We start from the raw sequence: 20,986 nt of genomic DNA on the forward strand, positions 1-20,986 counted from the left end.
GTTGAACGCGACCCCGAGAAAAATCAGCACACAGATCAATGGCCAGACCCCAAAAAGGGACTGACCAGGGATCAAGTCGTCAGGTTAAACCCTGGATCGACGACTCGGGTATCGTTCTTGGAGCCGCATTTTTTCCCCTTGCCATCCGACTTGATTGGGCTCATGGTTTCGGCGTAACCAAGCCCACGATTTCAGCCTCGATGTCGGCGGCTTGGCGTTCGGCCTGCTCAAGAGAAACGCCTTGCTTCATGCCGGGGCGAGTGTGGCCCGTCGCGGTGAGCCAGGCGTCTTTGAGCAGGCGCTGGCGTTTTTGGACGAGTTTCAAGAGTGCGGTGCCCTGGGGCATTGCGGCCAAGGCTTCTTCGCCGCTTGGCGCAGCCAGGTCGGCGGCAGGGACCTTCCAGTGTGCCAGGAGTTCGCGGGCCATGATCCAGTGCCCGGTCGAATTCATGTGGACCCCATCGCCCGCGAGGAGAAACTTGGGATCGGTGCTCCGTTGCTTGGCAAGGTATTGGTTCAACGGCCCGTGGATATCCAACACGTCCCACCCTTGGGCTTTTTGGCCCATCAGCCATTCGGAATAGCGGTCAAGAACCTCGTTGTAGCCTTGGTAAGGTTGACGGTATTCCTCGAGACCGGCCGGGAGAGTGTGTGCCATGATCGGTAGCGGGTCGAAGACAGGCGGCGTGAGGTGGAGGACCTTGGCGCCCTTGGCTTGGGCACGGGCTCGCACAAAGTGAATGCCGTCCTGGAATTTCTTGAATCGCGCATCGTCGAGCGGGGAATAGATTCCATCATTCATGCCGTAGCAGATGACGATCCACTCGGGCTTCGACTGTTCCAGGATCCGTTCGAGCCGTTCGTGGAGGTCGGGGCGTGAAAATTGGCCCCCGGCGTGTCCGGGTTCCGTGAGCCCGGAGACCGTCTCGCTCGGCAGCCCAAGGTTGAGGAATTCGCAATGGAGAGACGGATTCCGCGCCCGTAGGGCTGTCTCCACGTACTCGATGTACTGCCCCGAATACGTGATGCTATCCCCCAAGAAAAGCACTCGGCGCACCCCTTCGAACGGCGACTCCTCACCTCGAGCACCTGGGATGAATGCCAGTAAGCCCGCGCCGAAAACCAATGCTGCGACCCATCCTCTTTGGCTCTTCATGGGCTCCCTCCGATGATCGCCGATCGTCATGCTGTGACTTGGGGTCATGAATCCATTTCCTCCGTCTGCTCGAGAAGGCTGTCGGCGGCATCGTTTCCATCCGTTGGGGGATGGATCAGGAACTGACCGCGTCGATGTCGATCGGCCATGGCGACGTAATGACGCCAACTCCGGTCGATTCGATCGTGCATGATTTCGTCAACCTCGCGGACGACGCGTCCCGGAATGCCCAGAACCAATGATCCCGGCGGGACGACCGTACCCTCAACCAGGACGGCCCCCGCTCCAATGACCGAGCCTCGCCCTACCCGAACGCCGTTGAGGAGGATCGAACCCATGCCAATCAAACAGGCATCTTCGACGGTACATCCGTGAAGAATGACTCGATGTCCCACCGTGACTCGATTGCCGATGAGGCAAGGGAACCCTGGGTCGGCGTGGACCATGGAGAGGTCCTGGATATTGGTCTCGTTGCCGACCACGATTCGCTCGGTATCGCCTCGGAGTACGGCGTGATACCAGAGGTTTGCCAATTTCCCGAGGTGGACGTCACCGAGGACGATGGCCGTTCGCGCGATGAATGCCGTGGACTCGATCATGCGTAAAGAATCCCAGCCAAGATCGGAACGGGGTCACCCTGGAAATCTCTCTCGACCATCGTCAGGTGGCCGGGAAAGAGGGATCCGTCGACGATCGAGATTATGCCAGACGCGAATCTCGGTCGACACACCCCACTTCCGGGTGGTCATGGGAGGAGAGGGCGGCGACAATGAGTCAAGAGGAGCCTTTGCGGCTTGTCTCGCTCCCTTCCACCGTTCCACCGAACGGGACAGGAACCGGCGACTTTTCGAAGCGGGGATTTTTGCCGGAAGGGGTGGAATCGCAATGCACGACTTTACGGGGCCGATCGAACGCCCTGTTCCTCGAGTTCGGGAGTCGCCCGAGTTTCGCCGGACCCACTATCGGGTCTATGACGAGGACGGGTATGCGACCTCCTTCTCCATCGAGGCCCCACTCAAGGCGACCCTGGAGCATGTGATCGCCTATCTCTGCGAACGATTCCAGGGGACGGGGGGGACCGGATTCGAGTCGAAGGATCTGGTCGTGCTCCTCGGTCCTCGGATCGTGGCCGTCGTCCGTGGGGATGCCAACGGGCAACCGCAGGTGACAACCTTTTAGGTCGACGGGCCAACGATCCCTTGAAGACGCGGGCGGTTACTTGGCGACGTCGACGTAGACCTTGAGCGCTTGATTATCTTCGAGAATCTGCATCATTTCCTTGTAGTTCTCGAGGCCCGCGACGGGGTGTGTGAGGATCCGTTCGGTGACGCCCGGATAAGTGTGCTCGCCGTGCGAGAGCGCCTGGATCCCCAACTCAAAGTGGCGGCGGTTGCCGTTGACGCTCGAGACGAGCAGCTTGTTGCCGAGGACCCATTCGAGGTTGATCTTGGCGGCATCGATGGAGACCTCGTGTGACCCTCCCGTGATGCTCGTCCAGATCAGAGCGCCATTGTGCGCGAGAACTTCCATCGCGCGAAAGCAAGCCTCTGCGTTGCCGGTCGCCTCGAAGATGAGGTCGGGTTTGCCGACTTGCTCCGTGAGTTTCTTCATCGACGTCTGTTTTGTGCTCACATAAGTGGCCCCGTAGGCCTCGGCGAGCTCGGACTTGAGGTGGGGACCTGGCTTGGTCGCGAGTGTGAACACTTGGAGACCACGAAGTCTGAGCATCATCGTGGCGAGCAAGCCAATCTGCCCCGCGCCGAGGACGAACGCACGCAGCGGGTTCCAGACCTGCAACCGCTGCTGGGCGAGGTATGCCTGTTCGATCGCCTTGGCACAGACACTGGCCGGTTCGGAGAGCACGCCGAGATGCTTGAGGTTCTGGGGCACCTTGACCATGAATTCCGCGTCGTCGACGAAGTACTCAGTCAAGTAGCCGTGGCAAAGGTTGATGCCTCGTTCGTAGTAAACTTCCTCGCTCGTGATGTCGTTTCGGCCGATCTTGTCGAACAAGGAACCGCCGGGGCGCCGCACCGTGCAGGTCACGTAGTCGCCTGGCTTGACCTCGATCACCTTGTCGCCAACCTCGACGACCTGGCCAAAGCTCTCGTGGCCAATGACGAGATGCTCCCCGCCCGGAGGGGCGTTGCCGTAGAGCGCTTCGTTGATCTCGCGGTCGGTGGCGTCGACGCCGATCTGAAGGACCTTGACCAGCACGCCGCGCCCTTCAGGAATCCGACAGACGTGCGGGTGCGGCTGGTCGGTGACCTTCGGCACGGGGATCTCTTGGAGATGGACGCTGTTCGGTTTTCCTGGCAGAACGGCAACGGCTTTCATCGGGAAATCGACTCGTTATCGAGGAATAAAGACGTATGTGTCGTCACGCGACGACGAAGGACGCAGGGCACGACGACCCCGGTCCGGTGGATGTTCGTTTGCCATAACCTGGCCACACAAATCGAGATCCAGCATCCGGGCCAGACGTTAACCTGGCGTGCCGAGCCTCTCGATTCTCGCGCAGAGTCCTATACTGCAATAATCTCCACGAATTGAGAAGCGTCCACGAGGGAATCGTCACAGACGGGGGAATGAGAACGGGGCGGTCAGGTCTGCCCTGGTCCTGTCTTCAACCTCAGTCGAACCATTCGTCCTCGGGATCAAATTTCGGGAAGACGACGATCAAGACCTTCATCTTGCCCACGGCGCGATGGCGGACTCCCGGCGGGATAACGACGCAGACGCCCGGCCTGAGGGAGACCTCCTCATCGTCGAGTTGGATCGTGGCGTGCGGGGCACATTCGAGGATGTAGTAGGTCTCCGTGAGCCGCCGGTGGTAGTGGCGCTGGGCGGTGGCGGAGATCTCGGTGACGTGAATCGTTCCCGGAAACTCGTCAACGTCGGAAAACGCTCTCCGCGCGAGGCCGCACGGACAAGGGACGCCTGGGATCGTGGCAAAGTCGACGACCTGACAACGGCCTGGGCTGGCGGGCATCCGCGAATTCTCCTTGATGACGCGAGATTCTTGAGCGAGTCGACCGGAAACGAGCGGCGCGCATGGTATTTCTGAACGTCAGCCGGTCGCGGCCTCTTCCCAGTACCGGAACGTGTCCGTTGTGATTCCCGACCCGCCTTCATCCCGCAGTTGCTTCAAGCATGCAAAGAAGGCCAGGCATTCCGGCTCCAGTCCGAGGGTTCTGGTGCTGGTCAAGACGCGCGTGATCCTCAGCCAGTGATGGTTGGGACTCTGGAAAATCCCTTGTCGATCGAATTCGTCCGTCTTGATGACCCGGCCTTCGATTTCACGCAGACCCAGGAAGTCGAGAAAGAGCGTAAGGGAGCGTCTGAGGTTGTCACGAAGCGTAGGGCTGGCGTGAAACTCGGCCACGTCGACTTCCGTGAGCCGAGGGGCATCGGGGTTGAACCGGCTCGGGAGCCGTAGCGGGAATAGCCATTGGATGAAATCATGCGATGCCTCCCACTGAGCGTGGCTGTACGCCCAGATCATGGCGATCGACCGCCCCTCGCTATCTCTGCCGGCTCCCTTGTAGAATTCGGTAAGCTGCGACATTGTGAAGACCTTCCCCGAGACCTGAAGGCTGCTGCGGTCGATCGTATCCCGACGGCAACCTGTGTGCCAGGGGCGGTTTCACACGGGGGTCAAGACACCGGCCAGCGAGACACCTCGAACCGTTGATCAGCGCGTTTGCGAGGGGGGCGATTGATTTCGAAGAGCCAGGACCGCCATCATCGTTCCTTGGGACTTTCGGTGATCGGGGGCTATAAGCTCGCGAAGGCCGTCGCATTGCTCATTGGGGGTGGGGTCGTACTTCGGCTTAAACCGAACGACATCCTCGTCGGCGTGATCCGACTCGCGGCGCGGTTGCGGTTCGACCCTGAGGACGAACTCTTCCGCTCGGCCATCGCTCGGCTTTCCGGTCTCAGCGAAAAACGTCTTGAAGTGATCGGGGCGGGGATCCTTTTCTACGGCCTCCTCTACAGTATCGAGGGGGTTGGCCTGTTCCTCCAGAAGCGGTGGGCCGAGTACCTTGTCGTTGTCACGACCAGCCTTCTGATCCCTCTGGAGGTCTACGAGGTTTTCAAGAAAGCCGGCCCGTTGAGAATCACGGTTCTCTTGGCCAATGTGGCGATCGTGGCCTACCTCATTGGGGCGATCCGTAGTGACATGAGCCGTCGAACTCAGCGGGAGCCTGGCGGAACACCCTCTGATTGCAAAGACAGGCCCGGTTGATCCGGCTTGAGCAACTCCTCGCCATGCCTCCCGCGTGCCGTCTTCACGGTGCGCTGAGTTTGGCGTAAGGAAGGCGAGCGTCGGGCGCCTCGTAGATCAAGAGGAGCGCGGGGTTCGACCAGATTCCGACCGAGTCATTGCCGATGACAAAGGCCGACTGGTCGGGCCGGATCGACGAGAAGTGACGCGCGAGCCAGACGGCTTTCGGGAAGTGCTGATAACAAGGAAGGTGGTCGATGCGAATGGGTTCGGAGAGGACCAGGCCTGCGGATCGGTAGGCCCGCTCCGTGAACTCGATGCAGTAGAACCGGTCGTCATCAAGGCTGAGTCGTTTGTCGAACGGGACTTGGCGTTGATAGGTGTCCCGGCAGAACGCGACCGCGTCGTTCACGAATCGCTGGCTGTCGGCGTCAGGCCGCTTCACGGCGATGGCCCCCGCAACGTCGAGGACCCAGATTGAGAAGGGCTGTTTGCGAGGGCCTGACTTATACGTGTCGTAGACCACGGGTTCGCCGTTTTCCAAGGCGACGATTCCTGTGTGCGAATAGCGGCTGCCGGCCATTTCGGCCGAAATCTTTGAGAACGGGTAGAGCCCGAACGCGAGGCGGGCGTCCCCCATTCGAAAGACGATATCACCGTCGCGCAAATTGGCCCGGCCCCAAGCATCCCAAGCGCACATCGGTGGATTGGACGGAATCGTGGGGAGCCGTCTGCAATGCCGGGCCGTCTCGGCGTCAGGGCCCCAGGGGTTCCCGCGCCAGGAATGGGGGACCATCTGACTGGTCAAATCTCCCGTACTGGAGCAGCCGGCCTGGCTTAGCAATGCGCAGGCCAACACCCATTGTTGTCGTCGGCCTGTGCGCGAGAATCTTCGCCTCGCGCGAGCGGGCTGCTTCACAAACGCCACGGCTTCCATGCCTTCTCCCGTCGACGCGCACCCGCTGAGCGTCGCTTTATGCCTAGCAGAGATGATCGTCATGAACGCAAGGCTCTCTTGAAACTCCGAACGGGCTTCTCCGAACGGTTTTCTTGTCACCGCTTGTTTCCGCTGTGGTCCAATATCCAAAGGGGATCGCTCAATACGGTCTGGTTCGCCGGCCAGTTTTCTTTGCAGAGAGCGGTTTACCATCGAAGTGCTTACATCGGCGTGGCGGGGTCCATACTCGGCCCCCGGTGCGTGGGTCAGAAGACCAGGGGCTGAGTACGGGCTCTCACGACTCTGTTTGCTCGGCCCGTGATCGACCTGAACGAAAACCGCTCTTTTTTAGGAGGCCACGATGCAATCCTCTGGGAAACCGTGCTTCCTCGGCCAACGAACGGCATCGCTTGCTGTCGCATTCTGTCTGCTCTTCGATGTGTCGCGAGCTCACTCGGAGGAAGGTCATTCCTCGCGCCGGCCTGGGGCCGTAGTCTCAGCGCAGGCGAAGAGTCCGGACGTTCCCACGGCACCCGCCGACGGGCAAGATCCAGGCCGACCCCAGAAAAAGAAGAAATGGCCCGACGTCATCTACGTCCCAACCCCCCAGCCGGTTGTGGACAAGATGCTTGAGCTGGCTGAGGTCCGCAAAGGAGACAACCTCCACGACCTCGGGTGCGGCGACGGGCGAATCGTGGTCACGGCGGCGAAGAAATATGGAGCCAAGGGGACCGGATATGACATCGATCCGAAACGGATCTATGAGTCGCGCGAAAACGTTCGGAGGAACGGAGTCGAGAGCCTGGTGACCATTCGGCAAGAAGACTTTTTCGAGGTAGACCTGGCCGAGGCCGACGTTGTGACCCTCTACTTGCTGCCGGAACTGAACGTCAGGCTCATGCCAAAACTCCGCCAACTCAAGCCTGGAACGCGGATCGTTTCGCACGACTTTGACATGAGAGGAGCGAAGCCAAAGAAGACGGTGAGCCTTCGCGTGAACGATGACAGGGAGGAGCACACGGTCTATCTGTGGGTCGTGCCTTGGGAAGAGGAAAAACCATAAGAGCCAAATATATTTGTGAAATCGTGGATTTTACAATAAATTCATGCCTACTGCTGGCCTGATGGCCGAGAATCCCCAGCCGGACCGCCGAGTGGAGTCCGCACGGAACACTCGGCTTGTCCGGTCTCAAGACAGACTCAGTGATTCAATGGCCATGGGAATTGCCGAACATTCCCCGAAGCTTGGAAAGCCAGCCCGATCCCAACTTTCCCTGAATCGATTGGATCGCGGCCGATTCGTTCGGTTGAATGTCGAAGATCTGGTCCATCTTCGTGAGTTGGAAGACCCGAAGTACCTGTGAGTCGACCGAACAGAGTCGAAGGCCCTTTTCATGCTCTTTGAGCCGTTTCTGGAAGTTGATCATGACGCCGAGCATCGTACTCTGGAAAACCCGGACGTTGGCGAGGTTCAGGACGACGCCTTGGGACGTAACGTCAGCGGCAAGGCTTTCCGCCAGCCCGTAAAACGTCTCTTTTTCCCCTTTCAGGAGTTCGGGGTCGAGGACCGTGACGATCGATACCCCATCGGTCTGTGCCGTTTGGTAGAAGGGAGAGTCTGACGACATCGAACGGGACCTTCCTGGAGAACAAGATCGGGGTGAACACATCCGTGCATCCCAAGGTCAGGCGCAATCCCTGCGTTCCTGACGGATTGTCGAACCCTCGAAGCCTTGAACTCGCATGGCTCAACGCGACTGATTCGGTCCGAAAATCTATCATACGGAGGACGAGCCTCCCAGGTCGCGAGATCTTCTCTCAAGAGTTTGGGGGATTAAGGATCATCGTGACGTTTGGCGTAATTGTGAGGAATTTGCTGGCGGTATTCATTTCCTTTCCCGAGTTCCGTGGCGTGAGTGACTCTTCGGCTTGGCGAGGCATCGTCGAGAAGTTGCCGTATTCGACTTGTTCTCTGTAACTTGGGGGGAATGAATCAGGTCCGTCACTTTATCAACCTGGGAGATCAGGGCATGAAGATGCACATGCTTGGAAATTCGGGCTTGGATGTCGGTCCGTTGGCCTTCGGGGGCAATGTGTTCGGCTGGACGATCGACGAGGCAACGTCGTTCCGATTGCTCGACGCATTCGTTGCGGCTGGTTTTAAACTTGTCGATACTGCCGATGTTTATTCGCGCTGGGCTCCCGGCAATCAAGGGGGAGAATCCGAGACGATCATCGGCAAGTGGCTCAAGCAAAGTGGCAAGCGAGACCAGGTCATCCTTGCGACCAAGGTTGGCATGGAGATCGGGCCGGACAAGAGTGGTCTTTCCGGGCCGCACATCAAGCGTTCCGTGGAAGACTCTCTGAAACGGCTCCAGACCGATCACATCGATCTCTACCAGGCTCACAAGGATGATCCGGAGACCCCCCTGGAAGAGACCCTCGGGGCCTTTCATGAGCTGATCGAGCAGGGGAAGGTGCGAGCGATCGGCGCCTCGAACTATTCGGCGGCTCGGTTGTCCGAGGCACTCAAGGTCAGCAAGGACAACAGCTTGTCCGCCTACCAGAGCCTCCAACCGGAATACAACCTTTGCGAACGCGCCGGATTCGAGGACGCGCTCGAACCCGTTTGCCGCGAGGCGGGCATTGGTGTCATCCCCTATTATTCGCTGGCGAGCGGGTTTCTCACCGGGAAGTATCGCTCCGAGGCGGATCTCGCCAAGAGCGCACGAGGGCAGGGGGTCAAGAAATATCTGAACGACCGCGGCTATCGAATCCTTGCGGCGCTTGACGATGTGGCTGCTCGCTATTCCTCAACACCGGCTCGGGTTGCGATTGCCTGGCTCCTGGCGCGGCCAAGCGTGACGGCCCCGATCGCCAGCGCCACCAGCGTCGAACAACTCGATGATCTGATCGAGGCGACGCGACTCGAACTCGACGGTCCAGCCATCGACCTCTTGAACCAGGCGAGCGCCTAAGCCGTTGGACATGGTCTTCCTTTGAATAGCTTACGGGCCCTCGGTGCCACGGGTTGGACTCAACCCGTGAGCGGAAGCCCTGGTATTTGGCTCACGGGTTGAGTACAACCCGTAACACCCAATAGCATTGGCTTAATCATGGCGACCCCCACCAAAAATCGCGAGGCCGGCGGATGGCCGGCCTCGCGTTCTCGGTAAGGGACAGTTCACACCGCCGTCACGGAACGACGGTTCAGACGTTGTGGTATCTTCTGCTACGCGAAGCCTTCGTCACATTGATTGAGGAGAGAGCGGAATCGTGGGCAGAGAGGGCCGCGCTCGACTTGGCGGCTTTCCTGGCTCGGGCCGTTGCGCCTGGCGAGCCTGGCGACGGGATGGGGGACACTGTCGAGTCGAGTGGCACCGGCGGGAAAATCCGATTGTGGACCGTGTTCAGGCCCGCCACGAAGTTGCCGCCGGGCAAGCCGTTGCCCGAGGGGAATCGGCCGAAAAACTCGCCGTCGAGGCTGTTGCCTGCGATGTCGCGAATTCCGCCCGAGATGATCGTGAAGGTGTAGATGCCTCCACGCAATGCGCGGCCCCGGTTGATCGTCACCGTGACCGTTTGCGGTGTGCTCCCATTGATGAAGGGTGAGGCGCTGAGTCCCGTAACCAGGAATTGGCCGGGCCGCGACCTTGCCTTTGTGAACTGGTAGTACGAGCCGTCGACCAAGCTCGCCTGGTCCAATCCCGAGAGCTGGTCCTGGAACCCAACCAAGAGCTGCCCTTGGAAACGATCGAAGGTGAGGCTGGTGACGACCGGGCCCACCGTGTCAATCACGATCGGCGCCAAGGTGGCGCTTCCTTCGGTGACGCCACTCCGATCCACGGCCTGCGCGACGATCGTGTAGGTCCCGTCGGCCAGCAGTGAACTGGTGATCTGCCAGACGCCAGCGGCGTTGGTCGGGGCGGCCCCGATGAGGAAGGGGGAGGAATTGGGTGCGGTACTCGTCGCGAAGAGCCGGATGATCGAGCCAGGCTCCGACGTTCCGCTGAAGGTTGGCGTATTATCGCGGGTGATCCCGTCGGTCTGGGAGATTCCCGTGTCGCTCTCGGGGTTGAGATGGCCGGTCACGATGATCGGCACGTCGGCGACGTTGACCGTTCCATTGAGCGTGATCGTGGCTCCGCCGTGGTCGTAGATCGTGACGCTGATCGGGTAGAAGCCCGACTCCTTATAGGTGTGAGTTCCCTGAATGAGGAAGCTCGATCCGTTGCTGACGACGGTCCCACCGTTCAGCCCGGTGCCGTCGCCCCAGTTGATCACCGCGTTGTAGTTGCTGATCGGCTCGGATCCACCGGTATCAGTGAAGGTAGCGACCGTGACGTTTTTCAACGGCACCCGTTCCGTCGCTGAGGTCAGGACGATCTGGCCCGTCAGCGGAGCATCGGCGACGATCGCCGTGCCAAACGCATGCGTCGAGCTTCCACCGGCCGACGTCACCTGGACATCGATTGTGTAGTGGCCCTCGTCCGCGTAGGTGTGGGAACCATCGATCAGGAACGTGATGCCGAGCGGCCCGACGCCCGTGGTCGTCACGCTCGTCGGAGCCGTGAAGGTGCCGTCACCCCACCCGATGACGATGGTGTAAGTGCCGATGGGTTGCGGTCCCCCCGCGTCCGTGAAGGTTGCGACCCTGCCGGTAAACAGAGTCCCCTCGACGGCCGAGATCGAGGCCACTGTCGCGGTCAGGGCTGCGTCGCGAACGATCGCCGAGCCCAGGGCGGTGGCGGTCGATCCCCCCTTGTCGTTGATGGTCACAGTGACCACATTCGGTGTGCTCGTCGGCGTGAAGTTGATGTAGACGTGAGAACCGGAGACGAAGAAGGTGCCGTTGGCCGCCTGGGTGATTGTTCCCGGGGTAGGCGTCGAGCCATCGCCCCAGTCGATGGTTGCCGTGAAGTTGGCCACCGTAGCGAGCGGGTTGGCGTCGGTGAACGAGGCAACCGCGCCGTGGAATGGCTGTAACTCAATGGCCGTGATCGCCAAGCCCGTGGCCGTGAGCGGTGCGTCGGCCACGTTCGCCGTCGTTCCGATGGTGATTGTTTGCCCCGCCTTGTCGCGGACATTGATGAGGACCGAGTAGGAACCGGCGTCGGCATAAGTGTTGGTGCCCGAGACGTTGAATGCGCCGGGGCCCGTCTGAGTGATTGTGCCGAGCGTTTGGTGCCCGTCACCCCAGGTGATGATCGCCGTGAAGTCGGAGACCACGGAGAGGGGATTTCCCGAGGTGAACGACCCCACGACTCCGAGAAACGCCTGGCCTTCGGTGGGGCTGATGGTCAGTCCGGTCCCCGTCAGCGCGGCGTCGGCGATCACGGCCTGGGCCGAGCCGGTAGCCGTTGTGGGGGTCGGAAGATGGGTGTCGGTCACCGTGACCAGGATCGTGTAGGTCCCGTTCGTGGGCAGGGTGAAGGACGGGGCGTTGACGGTATACCGGTTCGTGTTGCCGTTCTGCACGATGCTGGCCGCCGGCACGCTCACGACCACGACGTTGTTGGCGTCGACGACCTGGATGGTGGCCGTGTAGTCGGCGACCGGATGAGCGCCACCGAGGTCGATGAACGTCGCGATCGGGCCGGGCGGCATCGCGAGTCCGGCAGTGCCGGTCCGTGAAAAGGCGGAGACTGAGAGCGCCGCATTGGTCACGGTGGCGCTGGCCGTCGTGGTCACCGGATCGAAGGGGGGAGCGGAGATCGTCACGGGAACGCCGTTGATGAGAACCGTCGCGAGCGTGCTGCCTGCCGGGCCGATGGTAATGCCGATGGGGTAGACCCCTTGAACGGCATAAGTATGCGACCCCGTGATGTAGAAAACGCTCGGGTTGCTTGCGTCCTGGGTGACAATGCCCGCGGAGGACGTGCCGTCGCCCCAGTTGATGGTGATGGCAAAGTCGCTCGCCTTGGCCCCCAGCGCCGCGCTCGTGAACGTGCCGACGGTCACGTTGGTGAGCGGTGAGTCCTCGACCGCGTTCAGCAACTGGATCGGTCCCGGGACCGGCTGTACCGGGGCCGCGTTATTGATGAAAATACGTTCGAAGTTTGATGCGTTAACGATCCCAGCGAGAGCAGGGGTCAGAATCACTTGTCCGGGATTGGGCCCGGCTGTGACGGCGATGGAGAGGCCGGCCGCATCGTAGCGCAGGGTGTCGAAGTCGCTGCCTCCATCGAGCGCCGCGGTGGTCCCCGCTGCGACGCCGGGGCCGTTGACGTACGCCGTATCGTTGTCTGCCCCGAGGCTAACCGCCAGCGCCACGCCTGCCGGCGAGGCGATCAAGCTCAGCGTATCAGCGGCCCCGTCGAGGTTGATCGCGAGGTTCGCCAGGCCGGCGGCCTGCGTGGGATTGTTGATCGTCAAGTGCGTGGGCGAGGCGGCTCCATTGATCGTGACGTTCGTTTTGTTGGCGAAATTCATCAACTCGAAGGTCGGTACGGCACCACTGTTGAATTGCGTGGTTTGGAACCCGAGGAAGATCGGCCCATCAACGATATTGAGGACGCTCGTTCCCGGCGGTGCCAAGAAGACGAGGTTAGCCGCCGGAACGACGTCGTTGATCGGCAGGAGGTTTGAGAAGCTAATCGATGTGCTATCCAGCGCGATGAGGCCTGCGCCGGGGCCGGAGGCGGTGTATGTCTCGTTGGTGAACGAGCCTCCGTGGAGATTCAGGGTATTGTTCCCCGGACCGCCATCAAACGCGAGACCGCCGCCCGGAATGGGATTTCCGGTGGCGAAGTCGATGGTCAGAGTGTCGTTTCCGAGGCCGGCCAAGATCCTCGCGTTCACCAGGTCCGCGGTCACGAAATTGAGCGCGAAGGGGGACAAGCCCGTGAGGGAAGCGTTGGGCCCCACGGCGGTCAGGGTGCCGTTGCGCCCGATCGGGTCTGCCGTATCGTCAACGGTCAGCGTGGTGGAGGTTGGATTCCCGGAGAGAGTGACGGGGCCTGCGATCGTCTGGAGCGTACCACCCTTGCCGATCCAGACGGAATCCGTCCCCTGGTTCTCAACGTTGAGTGGTCCGCTCGACGCAAAAATATTGACGAGATTCTGGCCGCTGCCCGTTCGGATCAAGGTGGTGATGGCGGCCGGTGTCTGGTCGACGGCGAAGGTGTTGCCTCCGCTGCCCCCGTTGATTTCGAGATAACCGAGTTGATTCGGCTTAAAATGGATATCCCCTGCGGACAACCCACTCACGCTCCCGGTGTTGGATCCGTTGTCGACATCCAGCGTGACGGTCTTGCTGGCTCCATCGTTTTGGTCATTCAAAAAGAGCGATGTGCGGCCCCCCGTGGAAGAGACGAAAAGCGGGGCCGAGATGCCACTCATGCTGGAGTTATTGCCGACAACAACGGAACTCGATCCACCGTCGATGATCGAGATGGGCTCAAAGCGTGGAGGGGATGCGGCCGTTGAGAGAACCCTGAAGAGATTGTTGGCCGTGCTTCCCTTGAGGGTGATCCCCCCCTGGAAGAGACGGCTCGCAGTCTCGACGTAATTGATACCGTTGCCTGAGATTAGGCCAGGGCCGGTATCGACCGTGTAGGTATTCGCTACGGCGCTGCCGCTATCGTCAATCGTGACCGAACTGTTATTGGGAGCCTGGGGATCGTTGACCGAGAACTGGGCGAACAACGTACTGGCCGGCGAGTCGGGCGTGCCCAGCGTGATTGAATTGACACCGTTCCCGGTATTGATCACAACCGTCGCGCCTGGAATCGCGGCGAGCGTTTGGATGCCGGGCGTGGCGGTATCCCAGTCGCTTGAGAAGGCGCCCCCGTTTACGCTGTGCTGGAGCAGCCCACTCACCTGCTTAATCACGAGCTGATTGCCCGTATTATCCCCTTGTGCCACTGCCGTCAGGCCGGCAAGCGAGAAGGTGTACGCCAGCAGCGTTCGATTCTCGAGGGGCTCGAGCGCAGCGAGCCGTTGCGTCCGCCGCGCACGGGCGATTGACTTCCGAACCCGCAATCCACCCTGATGAGTCCGTTGCATCCCACCGAAGATCAGAGGTATCACGTGAGTCTCCCTTTAGCGTTTGAAAGATCCGAGGATGAAACTCTTCGCTACCCACGATTGAGATTGGAATCCGAAAAACGGTTTCCGATTCCAACTCGCCAAACCTTCATCGCATCCCGTTCAAGGGAATCAGGCCCTTTGGGAAAACGGGGCACTACAAACTCGGTTTCATCAATCAACGACGAAATCAAGCGAAGCGACGCCAAGTTTGGCGCGCAGTTTGACTACCATCCTTGGGAGAATGCGTTCGGCTCTCTGCGGCGAAAGCTCTAGCTGAAGCTTAGCTTACGTCCTCTGCAAAGATGTTGAGTGAACTTTGCGATGACCATTGTTTATTAGCCAGGCGCATAGAATCGTGCTTTGGATCAACCTAAGTAAGCACTCCAGATATATCAGGTTTATCTCTTTAGTCAAAACTTCTTTCCTAGACCCCCTAAATTGCTTGAAAGGACAAGGTTACTGAAAGTGGGATACGCAGGGGGGCTTTTGCCGTGACGCTTCTGTTCCAAAATAAAGTTCAAATCGCGGGGCCCCGGATTCAGGGACGTCCAAGATCGGGAGTGAATTGCAATCCGAAACTTGATGCGCATTCATTGTGTTTTTTGATCCCATTAATGAAACGTCATGCATTGTGGATGCGGTTGGTACGACCGCTTCGCTCGCGCGTATCCGGCGGTCGTTGTGGAACCTGCCTCGATTTTCCTGTGGAACGGAAGCGTCTCCATGTCGGCTGGGGACACCGCTGAAATCGACCTGGCATTGGCCCTCATGGAGGAGGACCTCTGGTGAGAGGTTGTGCTCGCGATCGCCCGTCACCTGGTCATGACGAGCAGTCCTGGAGGAAACCGCCCATCGCAGAAAGCCTCAGGTCTCGTAACGGTTCGGGGCCATTGGCCCGCGACTTTACCCTGCCAAAGATGAGCCGTCGGTTTCCCCTCAATGATCGTGCCAGGTGAGTTCGTCGACGTCGAAGATCGAGTCCAACCCGTAACCCGGCTGGCCGGGCTATTCCGTCTAAGCCAAGCGTTGTTCAACCCTTGCTGGTTGATCCCCTAAGGCGAATGCTTGTAACTTGTTACATCCCAATCGGACGGCCGATCATGACGTTCGGCTCGGCGTGGTTTGCCTTCGCTTTGGCACGTTCCCTGGCGCGATCACGAGGGACCGTGATGTCCGGATGCTGGGACGTGACTTCATCTCTCGGTTTGACGGACTTGCGGAAAACGTCTGCTCCAATTCTCTCAAGTGACTCGAGATTCGAAGACTATTTTCCAGCCACGGTTGACTTCCCTCTAACCGCAACTACCATAGTTACGATTCTGTGAGCAACGGCGAGTTGAGCGTTTCCGCTTCGCCCAGGGAATTGGCCCGATTGGGGCGACCGTGGTGTTGGAGCCGACCTCCGTGTTGAAGGCAGGGTGACTTGGACATTAAATCTCTTTTTGGACGCGATCATGGGCGCTGAGCAAACTGGATCCGTGACGGATTGACGAAGTTCCTGCAATCAGTTTGCAATGTGAAGATTTCTGGATTTCTCATGCACTGTTGAGCCGAATCTCATACCCGCACGGTTTCGCCCAGCTTCGCCGGGCGGCGCCAAGAGTGATTTCGGTCGGATCACCGACCGGATTGAGAACCATCAGGACCCGATGCCATGAGTCATCATGACCGCCCCCGCACGCGCCTCGCGAGGCGTGTTCTGAGCGTTTCCACCGCAGCCATCGCGATCCTGGCCTTGGTGGGTTGTCAGAAGCCGGTGGCGCCCGCCCCGCCTCCTCCTCCGACGGTCGGCGTCGTGGAGTCGAAACGAATGAGTATCCCCGTCCTCGTGACCCCGAATGGGACGACCCGCGCTCTTGAGGACGTCACCATCCGCGCCCGGGTCCGTGGCTTTTTGACCGAACGCCATTTCGATGAGGGGGCTTTCGTCAAGAAGGGACAGCTTCTCCTCGTCATTGATGAGGAACCTTATAAGATCGCACTCCTCTTGGCGCGGGCCCGGCAGGCCGAGGCGGCCGCGGCGCTCAGGAAATCGGAGGTTTCGAAGGGACGCGAGGTCGCCTTGGCCCAACTCGAGCTCGACCGGGCGCAGCTCCTCCTTGCCAATATTCAAGAACGAAGAAGTCGGTCTTTGCTGGCTCGCAATGCCGGCTCGAGTGAAGAGCTGGACAAGGCCGAGGCCGATCGCAAGAAGTGGGAGGCGCAAGTCGAGGCCGACCGCGCGAATCATGAGCAGGCGAGCGCCGACTTCGAGGTCGGGATTGCGTCCGCTCGGGCCCAGGTTGCGGCGGCGAATGCCACCGTCCGAGACGCCGAGCTGAATCTGGGCTATTGTCGGATGGTCGCGCCGATCGATGGCCGAATTGGCCAGGCAAAAGTCAAGGTCGGCAACCTTGTCGGCCCTGACGCGATGGGAGGGGGGAGTTTTTCCGACCTGGCGACCATTCAGCAACTCGACCCGATCGGCATCGATATTCGGCTCAGTTCCCGCGACCTCGACCGAACCCGGGAACTGATCGATCAAGGGCTCGACGTCCGCCTTGCCCGCTCCGGCCCGACCGGCGAGCTCGAATTCCCCCAAGTTGGGACTTGCTACTTCATCGACAATAGCATTGATGAGACGACATCCACCTTTTTGGCCAAGGCGCGGATGCCCAATCCCGGAGGCAGGCTCCTCCCGGGCGAATATGTCAAGTTGCGACTGGTCGTGGACCGCCTCGAGAATGCCATCGTCGTCCCCGCACCTTCGGTGATGGAGACCGAAGTGGGCACCATCGTGCATGTCGTGGATGGGAAGGGCAAAGTGGCCGTTCGAAAGGTCGACGCCGCCCAGACTTACGAAGGGATGCGGGTCATCACCAAGGGGCTGGAGTCGGGCGTCTCGGTAATCGTCGAGGGGCTGCAATCGATCCGCCCGGGCATCGTTGTCAAGACGGCGCCGGCGGCTCTGGCTCGGAAGACTTCTGAAGGCTCGAAGATCACGTCCGCGCTCTCCTCCGGTGCGCATACGAGCCAAGTCGAATCCAATCTCGCAGGTCCACCGAAGTCTTGAGCCGGGAGCCAGGCTTCCGCGCTGCGACCCAACCTGACCCATTTATATTTATGAGAGCCTCGACGAGCCATGGTCGACTTCTTTATCCGCCGGCCGATCTTTGCCACCGTGTCGGCTCTTCTGATGCTGCTGATCGGCGGGATCTGCGCCTTTCTCCTGCCGATCGCGCAGTATCCGCAGATCGCCCCGCCCCAGGTGCAGGTAACGACCACCTACACCGGGGCTGACGCCCTCAGCGTGGCCCGAACGGTGACCACGCCGATTGAGCAACAGATCAATGGAACGAAAGGGCTGATCTACTACAGCTCCGACAGTACCAGCAACGGCGTGTCGAACATCGTGGCCACGTTCGACATCGGATACTCGCAAGACATGGCCGCCGTCGACATTCAAAACCGAGTCCAGACGGCGCAGGCCCAGCTTCCTCCCGAGGTTAAGCAGTATGGCGTGTCCATCAAGAAGACGTCGACCGACATGGTTTGCGTCGTCAATCTGATCTCGCCCGACGGCCGGTATGACTCCAACTTCCTCGACAACTACGGCCAGATTTACGTGGCCGACGTGCTCAAGCGGATCAACGGGATCAGCGATGCCACGGTGATCGGCCGCAAGTATGCGATGCGAATCTGGATCGACCCGGACCGCATGGCCAACATGCGGATCTCACCGTCGGAGGTGATCCAGGCGATCCAGCAGGAAAACGTCCAGGCGGCTGCCGGCAAAATTGGAGGCAGGCCCGTTCCCAACGGGCAAGACTTTGAACTCCCGATCACGGTGAAGGGGCGCCTCGAGAAGGCGACCGAGTTCGAGGAGATCATCGTCCGTCGCAACGACGACGGCTCGATCGTCCGTGTCAAGGACATCGCCCGCGTCGAGCTGTCGTCCGAGAATTACGAGACGTCCAGTTACATCAGCGGCAAGCCGGCCGGCGGTATTCTGATCTATCAGTACGCCGACGCAAACGCATTGGCGATCGTGAGCCAGGTTCGCGCGGAGATGGACAAGATCAAGAAGAATTTCCCCGAGGGACTCGACTACAAGATTGTCTACAATACAACGGAGTATGTGCACGAAAATATTAGCGAGGTCGAACACACGCTACTCGAGTCGTTCGCCCTCGTGATGATCGTCGTGTTCATCTTCTTGCAGGGCTTCCGCGCGACGATCATCCCGATGCTCGCGATTCCGGTTTCGTTGGTCGCCACCTTCGCGGTGATGGCCGCACTCGGCTTTTCGATCAACTCGCTGACGCTCTGCGGATTGGTCCTGGCGATCGGCTTGGTGGTCGACGACGCGATCATCGTGGTGGAAAACGTCGAAAAGTATTTGCATCGAGGATTCGCGCCGCTCGAGGCGACTCGCGCGGCGATGGCCGAGATCACGACCCCGATCGTGACGATCACCCTGGTTCTGGCCGCTGTGTTCGTCCCGGTTGCGTTCATGCCAGGCATGACCGGGAAGCTTTACAACCAGTTTGCGATGACGATCGTCATCTCGTTCGTCTTCTCGGCGTTCAACTCGTTGACGTTCAGCCCCGCGATGGCGCGTCTGTTCCTCAAGGCGAAGCACGGGGAGACCAAGTTTTTTCTGTTCCGTTGGTTCAACGCCGGACTGAGGTGGATCGAGAATTCCTACGACGCGGTCCTTGAGTTCACGGCCCGCCACTGGTGGACGATCGTTGTCCCTTCGGTCTTCCTCCTCGGTCTGACGGTCTGGATGCTCACCACGCGACCGAAGGCGTTCATTCCCACGGAAGACCAGGGCTACTTGCTCGTTGTGGTCCAGACGCCTGACGGGACCAGCGGTGAGACCACCGCGCGGGTTCTCAAGCGAGTGGAAGCGATCTGCCGGGAAGTCGAGGGGGTCAGGGACACCGTCTCGATCGAAGGCCTGAATGTGATCAATTCTTCCAACCAGAGTAACTGTGGCGTCATTTTCCCGGTCCTCGAAGAGTGGTCGCATCGGAAAACTCCGGGGCTTCGTGCCCAGGGCCTTGCCGGCACCCTCCAGGCCAAGATTGTCGCCGAGATCCGCGACGCTCAAGTGTTCGTCTTGCTCCCCCCGGCGATCAGCGGTTTGAGTCCGACCGGTGGGTTCGAGATGATGATCGAGGACCGAGCGGGCAAGGGGGTCGAGGCCCTGCAACGGGTCGTCGACAAGTTCCAGGATGAAGCCCGCAAGCGTCCGGAACTCGCCGGCGTCTTCTCGACATACTCGGCCCGCGTCCCCCAACTCAAGTTTGACGTCGACCGCACCAAGGCACGCCGGCTCGACGTGCCGATCTCGGACATTTTCGCGGTCCTCCAGGCAAACCTCGGCGGTTACTACGTCAACGACTTCGACCTCTACGGCAAGGTCTGGAAGGTCATGATCCAGGCGGAAGGAGGGGTGAGGTCGAAGCCCGAGGATATTCAGAACCTTTATGTTTTGAACCGCCAAGGGAAGCGGGTCCACCTGAGCTCCTTGGGGGATGTCCGCTACGCGTTGGGACCGATCGACGTCCCGCACTATAACCTTTACGCATCGGCCAAGATCAACGGCGGAGCCACCCCTGGATTCAGCTCGGGCCAGGGCCTCGCCGCGATGGAAGAGGTTGCGGCCCAGGTGCTCCCCGACGGTTTCGGCTACGAGTGGACGGGGGCGACCTTCCAGGAGCAGAAGACCGGAAACCAGGCCACCTATATCTTCGCCCTCTCGGTGGTCTGCGTCTTCTTGTTCATGGCGGCTCTCTACGAGAGCTGGATCCGCCCCTTGGTCATCATCTTGACGGTGCCCTTGGCGATGTTCGGAGCGGTCGTCGGCCTCTGGCTCTACGACATGCCGCTCGACGTCTTCGGGCAAATCGGCCTGGTGATGCTGATCGGCCTGGAGACGAAGAACGCCATTCTCATCGTCGAGTTCGGCGTCGAGATGAGGCAGAAGCACGGGATGTCGATTCTCGAGTCGGCCAAGGTCGCGTCTCGGGAGCGGTTGCGGCCGATCTTGATGACCTCGTTCGCCTTCGTCATGGGCGTCTTGCCGATGGCCCGAGCCACCGGGGCAGGGGCGTACAGCCGAAACTCGCTGGGCATCGTGATCGCGTTCGGAATTGGTGTGAGCACCGTGCTCGGCCGGTTCGTTATTCCGATCTACTACGTTCTGGGCGAGCGATTGATCGACTGGTTCTCCGGCGCCGGGAAAGGAACCGACGTCCCCCCGCCGCATGCTCCGCAATCGCACTCACATCCGCATCCGACTCACGAGTCGGAGGGGGGGAGGCTGCAAGCCGTCTCATCGTTGGCTGGAATGTCGACGACGACGGCCAGCCAGGGAATCCTTGAAACGAAAGCGGGGCCGTATCATCCCACCGGCCTTGACGGGGGCGGACCTCGCGAGGGAATTCTTCATCGCGAAATCGAAGACTCTCACTGACCGGCGTAAGTTCCGAGGCGCAGGACCGACCCGGACGTGTCCTGCCCTCGGATGACTCGTTGCGTTCTCTTCGAGTTTCGGGTCCGGGGTTGATGACCAAGCTCACCGCATTTAAGCTGATGCCCAACGCGTCCCTGTCACCCCCATTCGCTCCAACCTTTTGAACAAGAA

General features: G+C 60.2%; 14 protein-coding genes. 6 read left to right on the forward strand and 8 right to left on the reverse strand.

The window, feature by feature from the left end; translation table 11 throughout:
• Positions 1–160: 160 nt before the first annotated feature.
• Together SINAC_RS28055 and SINAC_RS28060 are read right to left on the reverse strand one after the other, a co-directional pair.
• On the reverse strand, positions 161–1,156 hold the full coding sequence (locus SINAC_RS28055) for an SGNH/GDSL hydrolase family protein (protein ID WP_237722901.1): 996 nt from the start codon (positions 1,154–1,156) through the stop codon (positions 161–163).
• Positions 1,157–1,200: 44 nt separating this feature from the next.
• Positions 1,201–1,755 (reverse strand): gamma carbonic anhydrase family protein, encoded by a 555-nt coding sequence (locus SINAC_RS28060; RefSeq protein WP_015248949.1) that lies wholly within the window; start codon positions 1,753–1,755, stop codon positions 1,201–1,203.
• 286 nt (positions 1,756–2,041) lie between these two features.
• Between SINAC_RS28060 and SINAC_RS28065 the strand changes: the two genes are divergently transcribed.
• Entirely contained in the window at positions 2,042–2,335 is a 294-nt protein-coding gene (locus SINAC_RS28065; protein ID WP_015248950.1) for a hypothetical protein, read from the forward strand.
• 36 nt (positions 2,336–2,371) lie between these two features.
• Here the strand turns inward: SINAC_RS28065 and SINAC_RS28070 are convergent, their stop codons facing one another.
• The 3 genes from SINAC_RS28070 to SINAC_RS28080 all read right to left on the reverse strand — a co-directional run bounded on the left by SINAC_RS28070 (position 2,372) and on the right by SINAC_RS28080 (position 4,724).
• Positions 2,372–3,493, reverse strand: a complete 1,122-nt coding sequence (locus SINAC_RS28070; protein ID WP_015248951.1) for a glucose 1-dehydrogenase — start codon at positions 3,491–3,493, stop codon at positions 2,372–2,374.
• A gap of 295 nt (positions 3,494–3,788) precedes the next feature.
• On the reverse strand, positions 3,789–4,148 hold the full coding sequence (locus tag SINAC_RS28075) for a cupin domain-containing protein (protein WP_015248952.1): 360 nt from the start codon (positions 4,146–4,148) through the stop codon (positions 3,789–3,791).
• A 78-nt stretch (positions 4,149–4,226) separates the two neighbouring features.
• A complete protein-coding gene (locus tag SINAC_RS28080; RefSeq protein WP_015248953.1) occupies positions 4,227–4,724 on the reverse strand; it encodes an opioid growth factor receptor-related protein in 498 nt (165 codons plus the stop codon).
• A 150-nt stretch (positions 4,725–4,874) separates the two neighbouring features.
• Here SINAC_RS28080 and SINAC_RS28085 point away from each other — a divergent pair, with 150 nt between their 5' ends.
• A complete protein-coding gene (locus SINAC_RS28085) occupies positions 4,875–5,405 on the forward strand; it encodes a DUF2127 domain-containing protein (protein WP_020467494.1) in 531 nt (176 codons plus the stop codon).
• A 43-nt stretch (positions 5,406–5,448) separates the two neighbouring features.
• Here SINAC_RS28085 and SINAC_RS28090 read toward each other — a convergent pair whose 3' ends face one another.
• Complete coding sequence (locus SINAC_RS28090) at positions 5,449–6,180, reverse strand: YiiX/YebB-like N1pC/P60 family cysteine hydrolase (RefSeq protein ID WP_157579466.1); 732 nt, start codon at positions 6,178–6,180, stop codon at positions 5,449–5,451.
• A gap of 502 nt (positions 6,181–6,682) precedes the next feature.
• On the opposite strand from SINAC_RS28090, the gene SINAC_RS28095 reads away from it, so the two are divergent.
• Positions 6,683–7,384, forward strand: a complete 702-nt coding sequence (locus SINAC_RS28095) for an SAM-dependent methyltransferase (RefSeq protein ID WP_015248956.1) — start codon at positions 6,683–6,685, stop codon at positions 7,382–7,384.
• Between the two features lie 145 nt (positions 7,385–7,529).
• Here the strand turns inward: SINAC_RS28095 and SINAC_RS28100 are convergent, their stop codons facing one another.
• Positions 7,530–7,949 (reverse strand): STAS domain-containing protein, encoded by a 420-nt coding sequence (locus tag SINAC_RS28100; RefSeq protein ID WP_015248957.1) that lies wholly within the window; start codon positions 7,947–7,949, stop codon positions 7,530–7,532.
• Between the two features lie 402 nt (positions 7,950–8,351).
• Between SINAC_RS28100 and SINAC_RS28105 the strand changes: the two genes are divergently transcribed.
• Positions 8,352–9,299 (forward strand): aldo/keto reductase, encoded by a 948-nt coding sequence (locus SINAC_RS28105; protein ID WP_015248958.1) that lies wholly within the window; start codon positions 8,352–8,354, stop codon positions 9,297–9,299.
• Between the two features lie 232 nt (positions 9,300–9,531).
• Here the strand turns inward: SINAC_RS28105 and SINAC_RS28110 are convergent, their stop codons facing one another.
• Positions 9,532–14,352 carry a beta strand repeat-containing protein gene (locus SINAC_RS28110; RefSeq protein ID WP_015248959.1) on the reverse strand — a complete coding sequence of 1,607 codons (4,821 nt, stop codon included), beginning with the start codon at positions 14,350–14,352 and terminating at the stop codon, positions 9,532–9,534.
• 1,654 nt (positions 14,353–16,006) lie between these two features.
• On the opposite strand from SINAC_RS28110, the gene SINAC_RS28115 reads away from it, so the two are divergent.
• Positions 16,007–17,404: an efflux RND transporter periplasmic adaptor subunit gene (locus tag SINAC_RS28115; protein ID WP_015248960.1), complete on the forward strand. Its 1,398-nt coding sequence runs from the start codon at positions 16,007–16,009 to the stop codon at positions 17,402–17,404.
• Positions 17,405–17,473: 69 nt separating this feature from the next.
• The gene (locus tag SINAC_RS28120) at positions 17,474–20,815 is read left to right on the forward strand and encodes an efflux RND transporter permease subunit (RefSeq protein WP_015248961.1); all 3,342 of its coding nucleotides are present in this window, start codon (positions 17,474–17,476) and stop codon (positions 20,813–20,815) included.
• The last annotated feature ends 171 nt before the right edge of the window (positions 20,816–20,986 follow it).

The sequence above is a fragment of the Singulisphaera acidiphila DSM 18658 genome (genome assembly GCF_000242455.2).
In the GTDB taxonomy this organism is placed as follows: Bacteria; Planctomycetota; Planctomycetia; order Isosphaerales; family Isosphaeraceae; genus Singulisphaera; species Singulisphaera acidiphila.

Coding starts and splice junctions, on each gene's coding strand:
- SINAC_RS28055 (WP_237722901.1), bottom strand. CDS start 1,156: ATGAAGAGCCAAAGAGGATGGGTCGCAGCATTGGTTTTCGGCGCGGGC.
- SINAC_RS28060 (WP_015248949.1), bottom strand. CDS start 1,755: ATGATCGAGTCCACGGCATTCATCGCGCGAACGGCCATCGTCCTCGGT.
- SINAC_RS28065 (WP_015248950.1), top strand. CDS start 2,042: ATGCACGACTTTACGGGGCCGATCGAACGCCCTGTTCCTCGAGTTCGG.
- SINAC_RS28070 (WP_015248951.1), bottom strand. CDS start 3,493: ATGAAAGCCGTTGCCGTTCTGCCAGGAAAACCGAACAGCGTCCATCTC.
- SINAC_RS28075 (WP_015248952.1), bottom strand. CDS start 4,148: ATGCCCGCCAGCCCAGGCCGTTGTCAGGTCGTCGACTTTGCCACGATC.
- SINAC_RS28080 (WP_015248953.1), bottom strand. CDS start 4,724: ATGTCGCAGCTTACCGAATTCTACAAGGGAGCCGGCAGAGATAGCGAG.
- SINAC_RS28090 (WP_157579466.1), bottom strand. CDS start 6,180: ATGGTCCCCCATTCCTGGCGCGGGAACCCCTGGGGCCCTGACGCCGAG.
- SINAC_RS28095 (WP_015248956.1), top strand. CDS start 6,683: ATGCAATCCTCTGGGAAACCGTGCTTCCTCGGCCAACGAACGGCATCG.
- SINAC_RS28100 (WP_015248957.1), bottom strand. CDS start 7,949: ATGTCGTCAGACTCTCCCTTCTACCAAACGGCACAGACCGATGGGGTA.
- SINAC_RS28105 (WP_015248958.1), top strand. CDS start 8,352: ATGAAGATGCACATGCTTGGAAATTCGGGCTTGGATGTCGGTCCGTTG.
- SINAC_RS28115 (WP_015248960.1), top strand. CDS start 16,007: ATGAGTCATCATGACCGCCCCCGCACGCGCCTCGCGAGGCGTGTTCTG.
- SINAC_RS28120 (WP_015248961.1), top strand. CDS start 17,474: ATGGTCGACTTCTTTATCCGCCGGCCGATCTTTGCCACCGTGTCGGCT.